Source organism: Nocardiopsis exhalans, from assembly GCF_024134545.1.
GTDB lineage: Bacteria > Actinomycetota > Actinomycetes > Streptosporangiales > Streptosporangiaceae > Nocardiopsis > Nocardiopsis exhalans.
In genome coordinates this window covers 6224757-6241508 of the sequence record NZ_CP099837.1, presented here as the reverse complement: position 1 = coordinate 6241508, position 16752 = coordinate 6224757, and the positions used below count along the sequence as shown (strand labels likewise).

The 16752-nt window shown below is 69.6% G+C and carries 18 protein-coding genes; 6 read left to right on the top strand and 12 right to left on the bottom strand.

Annotated features, from left to right (window positions below; genetic code table 11):
• Nucleotides 1–518 precede the first annotated feature (518 nt).
• Entirely contained in the window at nucleotides 519–941 is a 423-nt protein-coding gene (locus NE857_RS27630; protein ID WP_254418301.1) for a BlaI/MecI/CopY family transcriptional regulator, read from the top strand.
• Here the strand turns inward: NE857_RS27630 and NE857_RS27625 are convergent.
• Both NE857_RS27625 and NE857_RS27620 read right to left on the bottom strand, forming a co-directional pair.
• Nucleotides 924–2150 carry an MFS transporter gene (locus NE857_RS27625; RefSeq protein ID WP_254418300.1) on the bottom strand — a complete coding sequence of 409 codons (1227 nt, stop codon included), beginning with the start codon at nucleotides 2148–2150 and terminating at the stop codon, nucleotides 924–926. The genes NE857_RS27630 and NE857_RS27625 overlap by 18 nt on opposite strands.
• Before the next feature lie 116 nt (nucleotides 2151–2266).
• Nucleotides 2267–3355 carry a suppressor of fused domain protein gene (locus NE857_RS27620; RefSeq protein ID WP_017581889.1) on the bottom strand — a complete coding sequence of 363 codons (1089 nt, stop codon included), beginning with the start codon at nucleotides 3353–3355 and terminating at the stop codon, nucleotides 2267–2269.
• A gap of 228 nt (nucleotides 3356–3583) precedes the next feature.
• Here NE857_RS27620 and rlmN point away from each other — a divergent pair, with 228 nt between their 5' ends.
• Both rlmN and NE857_RS27610 read left to right on the top strand, forming a co-directional pair.
• The gene (rlmN, locus tag NE857_RS27615; RefSeq protein WP_254418299.1) at nucleotides 3584–4681 is read left to right on the top strand and encodes a dual-specificity RNA methyltransferase RlmN; all 1098 of its coding nucleotides are present in this window, start codon (nucleotides 3584–3586) and stop codon (nucleotides 4679–4681) included.
• 16 nt (nucleotides 4682–4697) lie between these two features.
• A complete protein-coding gene (locus NE857_RS27610) occupies nucleotides 4698–5171 on the top strand; it encodes a YqaA family protein (protein ID WP_254418298.1) in 474 nt (157 codons plus the stop codon).
• 34 nt (nucleotides 5172–5205) lie between these two features.
• Here NE857_RS27610 and NE857_RS27605 read toward each other — a convergent pair whose 3' ends face one another.
• From NE857_RS27605 to NE857_RS27580, 6 genes are all read right to left on the bottom strand, one after another.
• Nucleotides 5206–5724 carry a hypothetical protein gene (locus NE857_RS27605; RefSeq protein ID WP_254418297.1) on the bottom strand — a complete coding sequence of 173 codons (519 nt, stop codon included), beginning with the start codon at nucleotides 5722–5724 and terminating at the stop codon, nucleotides 5206–5208.
• 155 nt (nucleotides 5725–5879) lie between these two features.
• Entirely contained in the window at nucleotides 5880–6491 is a 612-nt protein-coding gene (locus NE857_RS27600) for a hypothetical protein (RefSeq protein ID WP_254418296.1), read from the bottom strand.
• 13 nt (nucleotides 6492–6504) lie between these two features.
• A complete protein-coding gene (locus NE857_RS27595) occupies nucleotides 6505–7092 on the bottom strand; it encodes a hypothetical protein (protein WP_254418295.1) in 588 nt (195 codons plus the stop codon).
• Between the two features lie 481 nt (nucleotides 7093–7573).
• Nucleotides 7574–8188 (bottom strand): TetR/AcrR family transcriptional regulator, encoded by a 615-nt coding sequence (locus NE857_RS27590; protein WP_254418294.1) that lies wholly within the window; start codon nucleotides 8186–8188, stop codon nucleotides 7574–7576.
• 32 nt (nucleotides 8189–8220) lie between these two features.
• Nucleotides 8221–9594 (bottom strand): amidohydrolase family protein, encoded by a 1374-nt coding sequence (locus NE857_RS27585; protein ID WP_254418293.1) that lies wholly within the window; start codon nucleotides 9592–9594, stop codon nucleotides 8221–8223.
• A 93-nt stretch (nucleotides 9595–9687) separates the two neighbouring features.
• The gene (locus NE857_RS27580) at nucleotides 9688–10506 is read right to left on the bottom strand and encodes an alpha/beta hydrolase (protein ID WP_254418292.1); all 819 of its coding nucleotides are present in this window, start codon (nucleotides 10504–10506) and stop codon (nucleotides 9688–9690) included.
• Nucleotides 10507–10648: 142 nt separating this feature from the next.
• On the opposite strand from NE857_RS27580, the gene NE857_RS27575 reads away from it, so the two are divergent.
• From NE857_RS27575 to NE857_RS27565, 3 genes are read left to right on the top strand one after another with little or no spacing between them, the layout of a single operon-like run.
• Nucleotides 10649–11272, top strand: a complete 624-nt coding sequence (locus NE857_RS27575; protein ID WP_254418291.1) for a hypothetical protein — start codon at nucleotides 10649–10651, stop codon at nucleotides 11270–11272.
• Between the two features lie 54 nt (nucleotides 11273–11326).
• Nucleotides 11327–11956, top strand: a complete 630-nt coding sequence (locus tag NE857_RS27570; RefSeq protein WP_254418290.1) for a hypothetical protein — start codon at nucleotides 11327–11329, stop codon at nucleotides 11954–11956.
• A 2-nt stretch (nucleotides 11957–11958) separates the two neighbouring features.
• Nucleotides 11959–12297: a transcriptional regulator gene (locus tag NE857_RS27565; RefSeq protein WP_254418289.1), complete on the top strand. Its 339-nt coding sequence runs from the start codon at nucleotides 11959–11961 to the stop codon at nucleotides 12295–12297.
• A gap of 28 nt (nucleotides 12298–12325) precedes the next feature.
• Here the strand turns inward: NE857_RS27565 and NE857_RS27560 are convergent, their stop codons facing one another.
• From NE857_RS27560 to NE857_RS27545, 4 genes are all read right to left on the bottom strand, one after another.
• On the bottom strand, nucleotides 12326–13213 hold the full coding sequence (locus NE857_RS27560) for an undecaprenyl-diphosphate phosphatase (RefSeq protein ID WP_254418288.1): 888 nt from the start codon (nucleotides 13211–13213) through the stop codon (nucleotides 12326–12328).
• Nucleotides 13214–13432: 219 nt separating this feature from the next.
• Nucleotides 13433–15031, bottom strand: a complete 1599-nt coding sequence (locus tag NE857_RS27555; RefSeq protein ID WP_254418287.1) for an ABC transporter permease — start codon at nucleotides 15029–15031, stop codon at nucleotides 13433–13435.
• The gene (locus NE857_RS27550) at nucleotides 15028–15951 is read right to left on the bottom strand and encodes an ABC transporter ATP-binding protein (RefSeq protein ID WP_254418286.1); all 924 of its coding nucleotides are present in this window, start codon (nucleotides 15949–15951) and stop codon (nucleotides 15028–15030) included. Before NE857_RS27550 ends, NE857_RS27555 begins: the two co-directional genes overlap by 4 nt.
• Nucleotides 15952–15999: 48 nt before the next feature.
• Nucleotides 16000–16665: a TetR/AcrR family transcriptional regulator gene (locus NE857_RS27545; RefSeq protein WP_254418285.1), complete on the bottom strand. Its 666-nt coding sequence runs from the start codon at nucleotides 16663–16665 to the stop codon at nucleotides 16000–16002.
• Between the last annotated feature and the right edge of the window lie 87 nt (nucleotides 16666–16752).

Sequence of the window (16752 nt, the reverse complement as noted above, 5' to 3'; positions counted from 1 at the left end):
GGGCTCAAAGAAGCATGAAGTCGCTCCCCTTGACAGGGAGAATCTGACCTGGCCAGCACTCGTCGGGTACCAGGCTACTTGTACAGACCTCCCGGACGGGAACATCGGTCTTGTTGAAACTGGGAGATACCTAACAATCTTTCACACGAACCTTGTCTCTACGTGCCGGTCACTTTGCGTTGCGTGGTCGATGTGGAGCGTTTGATCTTGTTTGTCGGGTTTTTGGGTCTGCTTTGCCGTGACCGCCTCCGGTCAGCACCGGTGTGGCGCGCACCACGATTCCAGCGCCAGCCGTGTCGGCGCGGCTGAACGGCGGCCTGACTGCGGCCGACCGGTGGCGGAGCAGTCTCCGACAGTGCCCGACCGACGGCGCGCGACCTGTGCTCGACGGCGAAACGCCGGTCATCGACGACGGCGATGTCCGGATCTGTGTGCTCTTCCCCGTTCTGCCACATGAGGGTCCGCCCGCTGCCTACGATCACCCCACGTCAACGCCGACACATGCGGGTGGGAGGCCGATGAGAGGGCTCGGGGAACTGGAGGCGGCCATCATGGGCGCCCTGTGGCGTACGGAGGTGCCGCTCTCCGTGCGCGGGGTCCGGGAGAACATGGTCTACGACCGGGACGTCGCCTACACGACCGTCATGACGGTCGCGAACATCCTCTTCCACAAGCGCCTGGTGGACCGCGAGAAGGCCGGGCGCGCCTGGGTCTACTGGGCCCGGGAGAGCCACGCCGAGTACACCGCCAGGGTGATGGGCGAGGTGCTCGAGACCGGGCCCGACCCCGGCGCGACCCTGCTGCGGTTTGTGGAGCGCTTCGACGAGGAGGAGATGGCCCGCCTCCACCGCGTCTTCAGCCAGGTGCGCGATCGGCGCGGCGCGGGGCGCACCTCATCGACGGCCCCATCATCAACGGCCCCGTCAGCGACGACGCAGTGAGCGCACGCTGGGGGTGGCGATCGCGGCCAGGGTGGCCGCGATGGTCAGACCGGCCACGATGAGGATGGACCGCCCCGGCCCGATCGCCTCGGCCACCGGGCCGATCGCGATCTGGCCCACCGGCATCGCCACGAACGAGCCCAGCGCGTCGTAGGAGTAGACCCGGGAAAGCCGTTCCGGCGGGATGTTCTCCTGCACCGACACCTCCCAGGCCACGCTGAACTGCTCCACCGCCACCCCGCCCAGGAACATCGCGGCGAACAGCAACGGCACCACCGGAGCGGGATCGGCCAGGACGAAGAACGGCAGGGTCTGGAGCGTGACCAGCGAAGTCCCGAAGAAGAGCGCGCGCCGCGGCTGCCAACGGGCCGCCAGGATCCCGCCGACCAGCAGCCCCACGCTGTTGGCGGCCATCACCAGGCCCCAGGTGGTCCGGCCGAACGTCTCGTCGGCGATACCCGGGCCCAGCACGCTGGTGGTCGCCGACCATCCGGCGTTGACCACCATGAACTGCAACACGATGATCCACACCCACGGCCGGGCCACGAACTCGCTCCACCCGTCCAGCAGGTCGCGCAGCACACTGCCGCCGCCCGGCACCGCCGTCGAGGGCACCCGCAGGAAGAGGAAGACCGCCCCGGCCGCGGCGAACAGCAGCGCGTCGACGCCGATCGCCCACCCCGGTCCGACCAGGCCCACCAGCACACCGCCCGCCGACATCCCGGCGAACATGCCCAGCTGTTTGGCGATCCCGGCCAGCGCGTTGGCCTGGCGCAGCAGCGTGTGCGGAACGGTCTGCGGGGTCAGCGCCGCCAGGGCGGGCAGGTTGGCGGCGGCCGCGGCCCCGTTCAGCGCGCTCAGCACCATCATCACCGCGAGCGTGGCGGTTCCGGTGAGCAGGGTCAGCGCCAGCAGCCCCTGGGTGAGCGCGGCCAGCACGCAGGCGCCCTGGACCACCAGGGCCCGTGGCAGCCGGTCGGCGAGGACCCCGCCGAGCAGGAGCAGAGCCACGTTGGCGATCGAGCGCGCGCCCACCACCAGGCCCACCTGGGCCAGGGATCCGGTCACGTCCAGCACGGCGAAGGCCAGCGCGACCGTCGCCATGCCGTTGCCGAAGAGCATCAGCACCCGGCCCGCGACCAGGGTGCGGAAGGGCGCGTGGGCCAGCGGCGCCATGATGCCCGGGGCCGGGCCCCGCGTCCTTGCCATGGTCCGTCCCCCCGGTCAACCTGCTGACCGGAGCACCCTTCCTGAGCCGGAGGCGTGGGTCAACCGGTTTTCCGAGGACGGGGGGCTATCGCCCCAGGACCCAGCGCTGGGACGTACTACCGGCCCAGGACCCAGCTGCGGCCCTCGGCGGCCAGCTTCTCCACCAGGGTGGCGCTGTCGTGCTCCTTGGCGAAGAGGTGTTCGGGGCGGGTGATCGGCACGATCCACAGCCACCGCACCGGGTCGCCCTGGAAGGTCAGTCCGGAGGTGTCCGGCGGCAGGTGGGCCGGGTCGGTGACCAGGGGGCTCGGGTCCTCCAGCAGCAGGACCGCGCCCGCGCCGCCGCGCATGGAACGGTCCTCGGGGTTGTCCAGCCACTTCACCGTGTGCCCGGTGCCGAACCACGTGACCGCCCGCCACGGGAACGCGCCGATCCACCGGAAGATCCGCGCGGCGTGGTGCGCGGGCAGAGTCGTGGCCAGGGCCAGTTCCACCCGGGCGTGGTGGGAGGTGTCGGCCATGTACCGGTCCAGGGTGGGCATCCGCTGGCCGCACATACCCACGGTGGAGAGCACGGTGTAGGGGCGCTCCTCCGAGGGGGGCCGTTCCGATACCCGCAGCAGCGGCGGGTGCCCGTCGGAGACGTCCCAGTAGTGGCCGGGCTCGCCGATCCGGCGGTTCAGGTGGCTCAGGACGGTCCGCTGCACACTGCGCCAGGCGCCTGAGGCGCGCCGCCAGTCCCAGTAGGCCTCGGCGTGCACCACCCGCGGCCACAGCTGGTTCTTGACCGAGTCCAGTTCCCAGGCGTAGGCGCTGCGCCCGATCGCCTCGCGGGCGTACCCCGGCAGACCGCTGTCGGCCTCGGCCCATCCCGGTATCACCGCGAGCAGGCCCTCCTCGTCCACCAGCGCCACCCCGTCGCCCTCCTCGAACCACACCGCGCGCAGCGTGGCCGGGTCGAAGCGGGGGCGCCCCTGGGGGTGCTTGGTGTAGGCCTCCGGCATCAGCGGGGCCTGCCCCCGGTAGAGGCCGCTCGACTCGCTGTCGCGCGGTGCGGCCTCGTGGTTGGCCAGCCACACCGGCACCCGGATCCGCTCACGGGCGTCCAGCAGGTAGGCGGCCGTGGTGTGGGAGTCGCACTCGACGACGACGCGACGGCTCTGGTAGGGGCTGATCTCGTCGAGCAGGACGTCGATCTCGGTCACCGGCCCTCCCACGCGCCGACGGGGTGTCGTGTTGTCAGTGTCATGCTGCCAGCGGGAACCGGGTTGGGGCGGATCCGCCCGGGCTGTCCGCAAGGTAAGTAGAATCGACGGTAGTGCCCTGACAGGCGGAGCAGCACCGCAGTCGCGTATAGGTCGTATAACGACCCGTGCCGCCACATCCCTCCCGCGCCGGGCGCAGTCCACCGACTCCACTCCTTACGGATCCTTATGCCCGCCGAGCTCACATTCGTCGCACCCCGCCGCGCCAAGCCGCCCCGGCACCTGGCCGACCTCAGCCCCGAAGAGCGGCAGGAGGTCGTCAAGGAGCTGGGTGAGAAGCCCTTCCGGGCCAAGCAGATCGCCAAGCACTACTACGGCGGGCTGGAGTCGGACACGGCCAAGATGACCGACCTCCCGGAGGCCTCTCGGGAGAAGCTCGGCGAGGCGCTGCTGCCCACGCTGCTCACCCCGGTCCGGCACATCACCTGTGACAACGGGATGACCCGCAAGACCCTGTGGAAGGCCTTCGACGGGGTGATGTTCGAGTCGGTGCTGATGCGCTACCCGGACCGCGTCACCCTGTGCATCTCCTCCCAGGCCGGCTGCGGCATGAACTGCCCGTTCTGCGCCACCGGCCAGGCGGGGCTGACCCGCAACCTGTCCACCGGCGAGATCGTCGACCAGGTGGTCGCCAGCGCCCGCGACCTGGCCCGCGGCGAGGTCGCCGGCGGCCCGGGGCGGATCAGCAACATCGTGTTCATGGGCATGGGCGAGCCGATGGCCAACTACAAGCGGGTGCTCCAGACCTGCCGTCAGATCACCGACCCGGTGCCCAACGGCATGGGGATCTCCCAGCGCGGAGTGACCGTCTCCACGGTCGGCCTGGTCCCGGCGATCAACAAGCTCATCGACGAGAAGATGCAGGTCCGCCTGGCGATCTCGCTGCACGCCCCGGACGACGAGCTGCGCGACGAGCTGGTCCCGATCAACACCCGGTGGAAGGTCGAGGAGGTCCTGGACGCCGCCTGGCGCTACGCTGGGACCACCGGCCGCCGCGTGTCCATCGAGTACGCGCTGATCAAGGACATCAACGACCAGGCCTGGCGGGCCGACCTGCTCGGCAAGCTCCTCAAGGGCCACCTGGTGCACGTCAACCTCATTCCGCTCAACCCCACCCCGGGGTCGAAGTGGACGGCATCGCGCCCCGAGGACGAGCGCGAGTTCGTCCGGCGGCTCCAGTCCCACGGGGTCTCGGTGACCGTCCGCGACACCCGCGGCCAGGAGATCGACGGCGCCTGCGGGCAACTCGCCGCCGCCGAGAAGTAACGGGAAGCGGGCCGACGTGGTCGAGACCGCCCTGGCCTTCCTGGTGGCCACCGCGGCGGGGCTGGTCCCGCTCATCAACATCGAGCTGTACCTGCTGGGCGCCGTCGCCGTTCTGGACGACGGCGCCCTCGTCGCGATGGCGGTGGCCGCCGCCGCGGGCCAGACCCTCGGCAAGATCCCCTACTACTACGTGGGGTACGGGACGATCTCGGCGCCCTGGCTCAAACGCCGGGCGGCCACCCCCGGCAAGTGGTCGGAGCGGGTGAACCGCTGGCGGGCCAAGGCCGAGGCACGCCCCGCCTGGGGCGCGGGCCTGCTCGCCCTCAGCTCCTTCGCCAGCGTGCCGCCGTTCATGGTGGTCTCCGTCCTGGCCGGGGTCCTGCGGATGAACCTCGTGCTGTTCTGCGTGATCACCTTCGTCACCCGGACCGCGCGCTTTTTGATCCTCGTGCTGGCGCCGGCCTGGGCGATGGACAACCTGCCCCTGTGAGGCCCGTCGGCCTGAACCCCGGCCCCTTCCTCTGTCAGCCGAGGTCGTCTCGATCCACCTCAAGGGATCCGCCCACCGGTTCCAGGCTCCCGTCGTCACCGACCAGGTGGGCGCCCTGGTCCGGGTTGAGCAGCGAGGGCGGGACTTCGTCCCCGTAGGTCTGCAGGAACAGCACGTAGGCGGACCCCTCCCGCAATTCCAGGTCCTCCTGCCCGACCGGGTGCTTGACCTCCAGCACACCCTCCGGAGCAGCGCCGCTGAACACCTCCGACACCGTCAAGCTGTACACGGTGTACTCGATCGGGGCCAGGCCCTCCTCCGCCGCGTCCTCGGCGACGTCGATCGGCTCGGTCCGGGAACCCTCCACGGTCGCCTCGACCACCAGGTCGGCGGATGCGAACAGCTCCTCCGCCGATGCGTAGGACGGGTAGTCGCCGGTCGCGCCCCCGCCCCCGGTGCCCTCGGCGCCGAGGGCCGAGCAGGCTGTGACGGCCAGGGCCAACACGGAGACGACAGCGATCCCTCTCGTGTTCCGACTCCAGATCGTTCTCATCGCCGTACTCCTTGGAAGTGAGGGCCCCGGTCCGGGGCCGTATTCCTCTTGGACTCGATCCGGGCAAAAGAGGTTCCCCGTCTCCCGGGTTTTTCCATGAGTCCGGGAAACGGGGCTTGAGTTGTTCCTGTGGTGTTCCGGAAAATGATCGTGAACTATTCTGTGGTTTCCTCGATGGTGTTTTCGCTGATCAGGACCTGGTTCTCCGCGTGAAGTGGCTCGAAGTCGCCGTTGGATTCCACGGAGTAGGCGCCCTGGTGGGAATTGATGAGCGAGAGGGGTACATCGTGGATCCCACTGAGGATCAGCAGGTGCGGCTCCCCGGGGTCCAGGGCGATCGCGCCTTCCTCGACGTATTCGACGCCGTCCAGAACCCCGCCGAGCTGCTTGATTTCGATGCTCTGGCCGACATCCGCATCGCCGGACAGGACCGAGGTCACCTCCACCTCGTGGACGGTGAAGACGAGGAGGACCTCCTCCTCGGTGTCCGCCGCCCCCGGTGCGGGGTCGGCGTCCGGACCCAGGCCTTCCTCCGGCGGCAGCAGGATATCGATCTCCCGGACGCTGGAAGCGGTGATGACCCCCTCCACGACCAGGTCTGCGGACGAGAGCAGCTCCTCCGGGGTGTCGTAGACCGGGTAGTCGGCGTGGTAGACCACGACGGAGTCGTTCGCGACACCGTCGGCGGTCTCCGGGGTGTCCGGCGCGGCGCAGGCCGAGAGGGCCAGAGCCAGGCCGGTCACCGCTGTCAGGGTGATCACTCTCATGGCACTTCCCTCCTCAGTAGATCCGTCGGACTTCGGCCGTGTCGTAGGCATACGGCGTGATTCGGGTCCTGTCGCGGCTGTGTTTCATGACCGATAGCCGCGTCGTGTTCGGGTTGTCCGCCAAAGAGAGCGCGTGGCCGAACTCGTGCAGCGAGGTGCTGCGGCACCAGGCGCTCATGTTGCTGCCCGAGTCCTCGGCCAGCCTCCTGGCGTTGATCCGGATGGAGAAGCTCCGGTTGGCCCGGGTGCCCGAGGGCGAGTAGATGCCGTACCAGTTCTCGGTGTAGCGCCCCGCAGTGATCACCCGGTTCACCGAAGTACTGGTGGTGCGGGTGATGGAGATATTGGTGTTGGACGTGTTGTTCCAGTTGATCCGGCCGGTGTTGAAGTACCCGATCCAGTTGTCGTTGACCGCCCCGTAGCGGACGGTGAAGCGCGTGGTGCCGACACCGCCGGAGTAGTAGTCCGCGTGTGCGGGCACTGCGCCGAGGGCGATGACCAGGACCACGGTGGTGCAGGCTGCCAGCACCCGCGCCAGGGGGCGTCGAGGGGCGAGGGGTCTTCGTGTGGAGGACGGCGGGGTGACGAGGTCTTTCGTCATGAACGTCTCCTGGAAAGGGGAGGGAGGGCGTCCGGCTGAACGACGGTTTCCATGGTTCTTCGGCCGGTGCTCCGATTCAACAGGAAAGCGGGGGCGAAGGAAATGCGGTGTCCTCTTGCGGACAGGGGGTCGAGTTTTTCGCGACTTTCTTACGGCAGGGGCTCCCTGGGATGCGAAAACGCGAATTTCCAGAACTTTGTTCTGCTTTCTCGTGGTCGATTCGGGGATCTTCCGGGAACCGTGGCGAGGTGCTATTATCCTGCGGTTCGCGGAAGGAGCTGCCGGTGTTTTCGAAAAGGGCTCGTGTTCCTCGTGGGGCGGCGGCCCGGCGATGCGGGGTCCTGCGGATGAACCTCGTGCTGTTCTGCGCGATCACCTTCGTCACCCGCACCGCGCGCTTCCTGATCCTGGTGCCGGCCCCGGCCTGGGCGATGGGCTGTCTGCCGGGCTGACCTGCAACCCCGGCAGCCCCGGCAGGGCCTCAGCGTTCGGTTCGGGGGCTGGTTTCGCCCAGTAGACGGTCCAGCAGCAGCCGCAGGTCGCGCAGCTGCGCGGCGGCGTCGAACCCGGTCTCGGTGGCCGCGCGCAGGAAGAGCGCCCCGATGATCGTCTGGATCCACACGGCGGTGGCCCGCGCGTCCAGGACCGGATCCGCCCCGCTCTCCCGGACGGACCGGGACACCAGGTGGGCCAGGGCCTCCAGTTCGACGTCGCTGTCGGCCTCCAGCGCCGCGGCCAGTTCGGCGTCGTTCCCGGCCTGGCGCAGCGCCTCCATCACCAGTCCGGCGGCCACGGGGCTCGCCGCCGGTGCGGCCAGGTCCTCCACCAGGTCGAGGAGGGCTGTCCGGGGGTCGTCCCGGTCGCGTGCGGCGGCCAGGCGCTGGGCGTCGCCGTTGTCGTCGTCGGTCAGGAGGGCGACGAAGACCGCGCGCTTGCTGGGGAAGTAGTGGAAGAGTGTGCCCGAGCTGACCCCGGCGGCTTCGCGGATCCGGGCCGTGGAGGTGCCGTCCAGCCCGTGCGCGGCGAACAGCGGCGCCGCCGCCATCATGATGTGGCGTCGTTTGGCCCGGTACTGGGCGGGGTCGATCTTGCGCATGGGTTCAGCCTCCCACCATGTGCCCCCTGCCTTCAGTTCCCCACCACCCGACGACCGTCCCGGTAGACGGCGGCCACGTCGCGGACGCGGGTGATGTCGGTCAGCGGGTCACCGGTGAGGGCGACCAGGTCGGCTGCGCGGCCCACCTCGATCGCGCCGATGTGGTCGGCGTCGAGTACCCGGGCGGCCTCGCTGGTCGCGGCCCGCAGAGCCGCGTGCGGGCCCATCCCGCTCTCGGACAGCAGTTCCAGTTCGCGGTGCAGGCCGTCGCCGAAGCCGACCCCGGGCACAGCGGCGTCGCTTCCGGCGACGATCCGGCCGCCCGCGGCGTGCAGCTCGGCCAGCCGCTCCCGGATCAGCCGGTGGTCCTCCGGGGGAACGGCCACCTCGGTGACGGCCAGGGTCGGAGTGAGGGGGATGTCGCGCTCGACCAGTTCGGCCAGCACTTCTTCGGGCCACCCGTCGAGGACGCCCCGGGCCTCCAGGTGTTCGAGCCCGTCCACCCCGGCGGCCAGGGCTTCGGTCAGGTCCGGTTCCGAACCCCAGTGCGCGGTCACGAACAGCCCGTGCTCGTGTGCCTCTGCCACGACGGCCCCGAGGACGTCGGCGGGGATCGGGTCCAGGTCCAGGTGCTCGGCGTCACCCCGCTCCTGCACCACCTTGATCAGGTCCACCGGGTCGTCGCCGGTGGCGAGTTCGCGTACGGCCTCGCGGGCCTCCTCGGGGGTGGACGGCAGCCGGACGGTGTCGGAGTCGGGTTCCACCCCGAAGGTGGCCACGGGGTGGCCCGCCGGGGTGGTGAACAGCGGACCCGACGTGTACAGGCGCGGCCCCTCCAGTTCGCCGTCGCGGAGCATCCGGCGCATCTCGGTGATCCAGGTGTGGTCGTCGCCCAGCCCGCGCACCGTCGTCACACCGTGTTCGAGCAGCGCGCGGCGGGCGGAGGGGACGTAGCGCGCCATCTCGTAGATCACACCCGGCATGTCGGTCGGCCCAAGCTCGTCACCGGGCTCCTGCTGCGGGAAGCCCAGGTGCACATGGAGGTCGATCAGGCCGGGCATGAGAGTGTGCCCGCTTAGCTCCACGATCTCGGTGTCCGCAGGGAGTTCGAGGTCGCCGTCGTCCGCGATCTGGGTGATGACACCGTCGGTGACCAGCACCGTGGTGTTCTCCCGCGGTTCCAGGTCCGCGCCGACCAGGACCGTGGCCCCGCTCAGGGCGAGACCGCCCCGCTGCGGGTCCGCCCGGGGGCTGTACAGGGTGGCGATGTAGTGGCCCACGAGCCCGCCGCCGCCGAGGAGGCCCAGACCACCCGCCATCGCGGCCCCGCGCAGGAACCGCCGCCGGGTGCTCCTCTTCCCGGGCTTCCCCGAACCCTGCTCCGCCGTGCCGTCCGCTGTGTCCATGGGCCGTCCTGGGACTCGTTTATTAATAGACCGACTGATCGGTTTATGTTTATCAGCGCCAACCGCCCGGGGCGGAGCGGTGGCCGATACCGGTCAGAGGGCGTGGTCGGCGAGCCGGGCCACCGCCGCGACCACCTCGGGGCCGTGGATCGTCGCGGGGGCGTTGTGGCCCCCGCCGGGCAGGACGACCTCCTCGACCAGGTTCGCGCTGGCCCCGGCCACCTCGTGGCTCTGCTCCGGGGGGACGATGGTGTCGGCGTCGGCGACGACCACGGTGGTGGGCACGTCGATCCCCGCGACCCGCTCGGCCACCGGGAACTCGTCCCTGAGCAGCAGTCGTACGGGAACGACGGGGTAGTGGTGGTTGCCCATGTCGGCCAGTGAGCTGAAGGGCGAGCGCAGGAACAGCGCCGCGGGCGGGCGTTCGGAGGCCAGGTTGGCGGCCACGGCGGCGCCCAGGCTCTCACCGAAGTACACGGTGCGTTCGGCGTCGAAGCCGCGTTCGGCCAGTGCGTCGGCGGCGGCGCGCGCGTCCATGGCCAGCCCCGCCTCGCTGGGGCTGCCGGGGTTGCCGCCGTAGCCCCGGTAGTCGAACAGCAGCACGGAGAAGCCTTCGGCTGCCAGGGCCCGGGCCAGGGGAGCCCGGCTCTCCCGGTTGCCCGCGTTGCCGTTGGCCACCAGGACCGCGGTCTCCCGGTCGGTGCCCTGCGGCTGGGCGAACCAGGCACCGAGTTCGAGGCCGTCCTCGGTATGCAGGCGGACGTCCTCGGCGCCCTCGATCACCTCGGCGGCGGGCGGCGGCTCCCCGCCCATGGGGATGAAGACGAACGATCTCTGCATGGCCCACATGAGTCCCGCCAGCACCACCAGTACAAGCGCCACCACCGCCGCCACGATCAGGGCGCGTTTCACTACGGCTCCTTCCGGATGGGTCGCTGTCCTTGCCCTGCGGGCTACCCGTTTCCGCCCGGAACATCCCTGAGGTTTGCATTGCAAACCAGCCAGGGCCCACGTACGGTCGAAGAAAGGTTTGCACTACAAACCGGAGGTGCGCATGACGACCCCCCACGACCTCGACCGCCTTCAGCGGATCCGCGAGGTCACGTCCGACTACGGCGGCTACCAGGGCCTGTACACGTCCCTGCTGGGTGTGTTCGCGATCTGTGTGGGCCTGGCCCCGCTCACCGGGGAGGGGCCGCTGGCCGACCTGTTCCCGGTCGGGATGCTCCTGATCGCCGTCCTGTTCATCGCCGTCCAGATGTACTACCGGCGCAGCTTCGGGCAGGTGCGGCCGCGGTGGACCACGGGACGGCTGCTGTGGGTGGTGCTGCTGCCGATCGCGCTGGTCCTCGCCTATATGGCGCTGATAATCACGACCAACCTCCTCGAGGTCCAGGGCGGTTGGGTGTTCGGAGTGTTCCTCGCGGTCGCCCTGTTCGGGGTGGGCTGCTCCGATCTGCGGAACCGTCGGCACTACCTGGTCGGTGCCGTCCTGATCCTCGCGTTCACGGTGCTGCCGCTGGGCCCTCTCTTCCCCTCGGGGACGCATCCCGTCGAATGGGAGTACCCCGTGATGGTCGCGGTGGTCGGTGGGGTCGTCTTCGTGGTGAACGGTCTGCTCGACCACCGCACCCTGGTGCGCGCCCTTCGGCCTGTGGCGGAGAGCGAGAAGGCCTGACCACGGGCACACCCCTCCCGCATTCTGGGTTCGCGTTACGAACCGGAGGTTCGAATGACTGTCCCGCACGACTTCGAGCGGCTCGAACGGGTCCGCCACGTCACCGCCTACTACGTCGACTACCAGGGGCTCTACATGCTCGTGGTGGCGCTCTTCGCACTGAACCTGCTACTCGTCCGGGGTGGCAGCCTGGAACCGCTGATCATCGGCCTGCCCCTCCTGGTGGCCCTGGGCTTCCTGGTCCGCTGGTACTACCGGTGGCGCTTCGGGCACGTCCGAGCGCTCTTCAACCCGGGGCGGATCTCCGCCTACGTGCTCCTGCCCTTCGGCCTTTTCATGCTCTCCACGGCCGGAGGAACCCTGAGCGCCCAGGCGGGCTGGAGCTACGGGCCCCTGGGGATCGGCGGGCTCGTGTTCGCGCTGCTCTTCGTCCTGCTCGCCTGTCCCCACTGGCGGATGCGGGCGCACTACCTGGTGGCCGCGGCCGCCGTCGGCCTGGCGAGCCTGCTCCCGCTGGGGATGCTGCTGCCCTCGGGCGTCCATCCGCTCAGCTACGCCGCCACCGACACGCTCCTGGTCACGCTCGCTGCCGTACTGTGCGTCGGGGGACTGCTCGACCACCGTACGCTGGTGCGCACCCTCCCGCCGGTGACGGACTCGGCGACAGAGAACGGAACAGCCTGATCATGGGTACCCCTTTCGAGGACATGGCGGAGATCGACCGCCTGGTGCACGATCCCTCGCGGTTGGCGGTCACCAGCGCCCTGCTCTCCTGCGAGAGCGCGGACTTCCTCTTCCTCCAGCGGCTCACCGGACTCTCCAAGGGCAACCTGTCCAGCCACCTGTCCAAGCTGGAACGGGGCGGCGTCGTCGAGATCGAGAAGAGCCGGGAGCGCCGCCCCCGCACCGTCGTCCGGCTCACCGAGACCGGCCGCACGAGGGTGGCCGAGCACTGGGACCGGCTGGTCCGGCTGCGTGAGGCGGCTGCCGGGTGGGACGGTGCGCAGGAGACGCCGCGGGGGTGAGCCCCGCCCTGCGGGGCTCACCCCGTCATCAGGGGTGTCCCATGACCGCGCCGGTGAGGCCGATGTCGACCAGACCGTAGGCGTCGGCCAGGATCAGCGCGGCCAAGGCCCACACGTAGTAGGAGAAGTAGCGCAGCCGGGCCTTGTACAGCAGCTTCAGGACCAGCAGCAGGGAGAACGTGCCGACGATCGCCGCGACCACGAAGCCGGTCAGCAGGGGGAGGGGGTCGAAGGCCGACAGGATCTCGGGTTCGAGGATCGGCAGCAGGACGTTGCCGGCGATGATCGTGGGGATGGCGATGAAGAAGCTGAACTCCGCGGCCCAGCGTCGGCGCAGTCCGAGCAGCAGGGCGATGGCGATGGTGGTGCCGCTCCTGGACAGACCGGGCGCGAAGGCCATGGCCTGGGCGAGACCGATGAACAGGGCCATCATCCAGGTGAAGTCGCGCAGGCCCTTGGTGCGGGGGCTCAACAGGTCGGTCCACAGCAGCAGGGCGCCCGTCACACAGAGCATCAGGGCGATCAGCGCCGGGTTGGCGAAGACGCTCTCCAGCGGTTTGCGGATCGTCAGGCCCAGGACGCCGGTGACCGCCACCGCGAACAGGCCCATCATCATCAGCTTGAGGTAGAGGCCCTCGGTCCGGGGGCCCGCTCCCACGAGCCCCCGCAGGTCGGCCACCGAGCGGGCGACGAGGCCGGTCAGCGCCCGCCGGTAGACGATGAGGATCGAGACCACGGTCCCCACGTGCACCACGATGTTGAAGAACACCATCTCGGGTGACTCCGGGGGTGGCAACGCGGAGCCGTTCTGGATGAGCCAGTGCTGTGCCAGCGCCAGGTGGCTGCTGGAACTGACCGGGATGAACATGAACAGACCCTGGATGACACCGAGGATCGCGGATTCGAGGACGGTCATGCTGAGGTGGCCTTTCAGGCGAGGCAGGAAGGGCCCGCTCGGCTCGCCCCAGGGAGGGGGAAGACGGGGGAGCGGGTGGTTCCGGCCGTCGAAACATCCTGACCAAGGCTAGCTCCGAGGAGGGTGAACGGGGTCCCCCTTCGAGGTGAACGCGGGGGGCGGAGCGGTGCCCTCGGGCCGGTGCGGCTCGCACCCGCCCGCGGGCACCGCTGCGGTGCTTCAGACCGTGGCCAGGTCCCGGTTGCGGAACCCGACCAGGCCGACGGCGGCCGCGACCGCCGCCGCGCCCAGGACGGCGAGAAAGGGCACCGGGCCGAATTCGTCCACCGGAAGTTGGGGCAGGAGCGAGAACGGGCTGACGTCGAGCATCCAGTCGGGCATCCCCACGATCACGCCGAGCACCGTCACCGCCAAGCCGTAGCCGAACCAGGCCCAGACCAGGCCGACCAGTCGCGGCGCGACCCCGAGGAACAGCACGGTCAGGCCGATGAACAGCAGGACCAGCGGCAGCTGGGCGGCCGCGGCTCCGGTCACCGTCCCCACCCATCCGTAGTCCTCGGTGGCGATCCCGGCCCCCAGACCCATGGCCAAACCGCCCAGGACCGTCATCGTGCTCGCCGCCAGGGCGCTGACCAGAACCGCCGCTCCCAGCCAGCGGATCCGGCCCACGGCCGCGGACAGGGTCAGTTCGGCCCGGCCGGAACTCTCCTCGGCCCTGGCCCGCAGTACGGACAGCACGGCGAAGGCGGTAGCCGTCATGACGACGTAGAGCACCAGCATGCCGAGGAACCCGTGCGACAGGTCCTGCGCCCCCAGACCCATTCGCGCGATCAGTTCGGGGTTCTGCTCCACCATCACGTCGATCTCGGAGATGAGTGTGCCGAAGGACAGCGCGAACAGGGAGATCGCCGCCGTCCACACGATGATCGAGGTTCGCTGCAGGCGCAGGTTGAGCGCGAACACGCTGTTGAGCAGGGGGCCCGCCTCGGCCGGCCCCGGGCGGGAGGCGACCAGCCCGGCACCGAGGTCCCGGCGCCCGGCCAGGGCGAACGCCGCTGCGAACAGTACGGCGATGACCAGCGGGTACAGGGCCAGCGGCCACCAGCGCAGATCGTCGAACATCCGGGTCTGCTGGGCCCATGCCCACGGAGAGAACCATGACGGTGCGCTACCGCCGCGCTCGGCCATGTCACCGACCACCCGGAACATGAAGAGCACGCCCACGGCCATGAACGCCAGCCCGCTCGCACCCCGGGAGTGCTCCGAGACCTGGGCGCACACCGCCGTGATCGCGCCGAACGTGATCCCGGCCAGCGCCATACCCGCACCGAAGGCGACCGAGTCGGCCGCGGCCAGGTCGTTGGCGATCAGGGACAGGGCCATCAACGCGCCGATCACGGTGTTGGCGAGGGCGTTGGTGGCCAGTGCCGCCGTCATCTGGGCGCTGGAGCCCAGCACGTTCGCGCGCAGCAGTTCCGCGCGACCACTCTCCTCCTCCGCCCGGGTGTGCCGTACCACGTGCAGGATGCTCATGACCGCGAGCGCGATCAGCAGGGTCATCGGAAGTTCGGTGGCGAGCATGACGCCGAGCGTGTAGTCGTCCAGGCCGTAGCCGGGGCCGCCGAAGACGATCCCCGTCGGGGTCTCCATGACCATGGCCCGGGCCTGGAGCTGTTCCGGGGTCTGGAACATGTCGGCCATGGCCGGGATCATCGCGAACATGCTCGCGCCCAGTGCGACCGTCCAGACCGTCATCCGGATGCGGTCACGGCGCAGGATGAACCGGATCAGGGCCCAGGTCCCGGTGAACTTCCTCATGCCGCACCGTCCCGGTCACCGTTGAGGGAGGCGAGCTCGTCACCGTAGTGCCGCATGAACAGGTCCTCCAAGGAGGGAGGGTTGCTCACGAGTGAGCGCAGGCCGAGCCCGGAGAGTGTTCGCACGGCCTGGTCCAGGTGGATGTCGTCGACCTCGAAGGTGACGGTGCCACCGTCCACCGCGAGGCCGTGCACCCCCGCCTGTCCGGCGAGTACGGTCGCGTCGCCGCCGACGGTGGCGCGGACGGTGGAACGCGTCAGGTGCCGCATCTCGTCCAGCGTCCCCGACTCCACGGCCACCCCCTTGCGGATGATGGTCACCGTGTCGCAGAGCTTTTCCACCTCCGCGAGGATGTGGCTGGACAGCAGCACGGAGCGCCCCTGCTCCTTGACCTCCTGGACGCACTCGGTGAAGACCGACTCCATCAGCGGGTCGAGGCCGGAGGTCGGCTCGTCGAGGATGAGCAGCTCGGCGTCGGAGGCCAGCGCGGCGACGAGTGCGACCTTCTGCCGGTTGCCCTTGGAGTAGGTGCGCGCCTTCTTGGTGGGGTCGAGTTCGAACCGGTTCAGCAATTCCTTCCTCCGGCTGGGGTTGACCGTGCCGTGGAGGCGTCCGAGCAGGTCGATGGCCTGGCCACCGGTCAGGTTGGGCCACAGGGCGACGTCACCGGGCACGTAGGCCAGGCGACGGTGCAGGGCGACGGCGTCCTTCCAGGGGTCGCCGCCGAGTACGCGCGCGGTGCCCCCGTCGGCCTTGAGCAGGCCGAGCAGGACCCGGATGGTGGTGGACTTTCCGGACCCGTTGGGGCCCAGGAAACCGGCTACCTGGCCGGTTTCCACGGTGAGGTCGAGGCCGTCGAGGGCCTTGAAGGCGCCGAAGTACTTGTCGAGTCCGCGGACTTCGATGGCGTGGGTGGTCATGGATGGGTAACTCCTGCTCTGGTGGGGATCTACTGCTCTTCGCGGGGATCAGCGCTCCTCCTCGGGCGGATCGCTGACGTAGACCAGGTAGGCGTCGAGCATGGTGCGGTCCGCGAACAGCCCCTCGGTGTACACCTCCAGGGCCGGGAGTATGTACTGCTGCTCCCACTCGTGCAGCACCTGGCCGAAGTCGGGGTTCTCTTGGTCCTGCTGCATCGTGACGAGGACCAGGAGCGACCCGAATCCGTTGGCGGCCAGCCAGCGTGCCCGCTTGGCCGGGTCGCGGCTGGGGCGGATGGTGCCCTCGCGTACGCCGACGTCCAGGTAGCTCTGCACGTCGGCGACCATCGCCTCGTACAGGTGCCGGCTGAGTTCCCCGCCTTCCTGCATGGCTCGGAAGAGGTAGGCCAGGAGACCGGAGTACTGGTCGGCCGCCCTGAGGGAGCGGACCATCCCGTCGGCGCCGGGGTGGCTCAGCGACTCCTTCTTGGCCTCGTAGATGACCTGCCTGACGTACTCGTCGCAGGTCTGCCTGAGCTTGGCCTTGCTGCCGAAGTGGTGGATGACCAGCCCCGGGGACACCGAGGCCCGGTCCGCGATCACGCGCACCGTGACTCCGAAGCCCTTCTCGCCGAAGCACTCGACGGCGGCGTCCCGGATGCGGGCGCGTGCGGTGAGGTCCTCGTCGGGAGGAACCTTCTTCCTTGAACTCATGTTCAATACGTTAAACGCTTGTTTAGTCCCCTGGCAAGGGGGCGCTGTGCCCCGGGCGTACACTCGGGGCACGTTCGGGGCTGCCCG

Coding starts and splice junctions, on each gene's coding strand:
- rlmN (WP_254418299.1), top strand. CDS start 3,584: ATGCCCGCCGAGCTCACATTCGTCGCACCCCGCCGCGCCAAGCCGCCC.
- NE857_RS27570 (WP_254418290.1), top strand. CDS start 11,327: ATGACTGTCCCGCACGACTTCGAGCGGCTCGAACGGGTCCGCCACGTC.
- NE857_RS27585 (WP_254418293.1), bottom strand. CDS start 9,594: ATGGACACAGCGGACGGCACGGCGGAGCAGGGTTCGGGGAAGCCCGGG.
- NE857_RS27575 (WP_254418291.1), top strand. CDS start 10,649: ATGACGACCCCCCACGACCTCGACCGCCTTCAGCGGATCCGCGAGGTC.
- NE857_RS27595 (WP_254418295.1), bottom strand. CDS start 7,092: ATGACGAAAGACCTCGTCACCCCGCCGTCCTCCACACGAAGACCCCTC.
- NE857_RS27560 (WP_254418288.1), bottom strand. CDS start 13,213: ATGACCGTCCTCGAATCCGCGATCCTCGGTGTCATCCAGGGTCTGTTC.
- NE857_RS27550 (WP_254418286.1), bottom strand. CDS start 15,951: ATGACCACCCACGCCATCGAAGTCCGCGGACTCGACAAGTACTTCGGC.
- NE857_RS27565 (WP_254418289.1), top strand. CDS start 11,959: ATGGGTACCCCTTTCGAGGACATGGCGGAGATCGACCGCCTGGTGCAC.
- NE857_RS27555 (WP_254418287.1), bottom strand. CDS start 15,031: ATGAGGAAGTTCACCGGGACCTGGGCCCTGATCCGGTTCATCCTGCGC.
- NE857_RS27630 (WP_254418301.1), top strand. CDS start 519: ATGAGAGGGCTCGGGGAACTGGAGGCGGCCATCATGGGCGCCCTGTGG.
- NE857_RS27590 (WP_254418294.1), bottom strand. CDS start 8,188: ATGCGCAAGATCGACCCCGCCCAGTACCGGGCCAAACGACGCCACATC.
- NE857_RS27600 (WP_254418296.1), bottom strand. CDS start 6,491: ATGAGAGTGATCACCCTGACAGCGGTGACCGGCCTGGCTCTGGCCCTC.
- NE857_RS27625 (WP_254418300.1), bottom strand. CDS start 2,150: ATGGCAAGGACGCGGGGCCCGGCCCCGGGCATCATGGCGCCGCTGGCC.
- NE857_RS27605 (WP_254418297.1), bottom strand. CDS start 5,724: ATGAGAACGATCTGGAGTCGGAACACGAGAGGGATCGCTGTCGTCTCC.
- NE857_RS27545 (WP_254418285.1), bottom strand. CDS start 16,665: ATGAGTTCAAGGAAGAAGGTTCCTCCCGACGAGGACCTCACCGCACGC.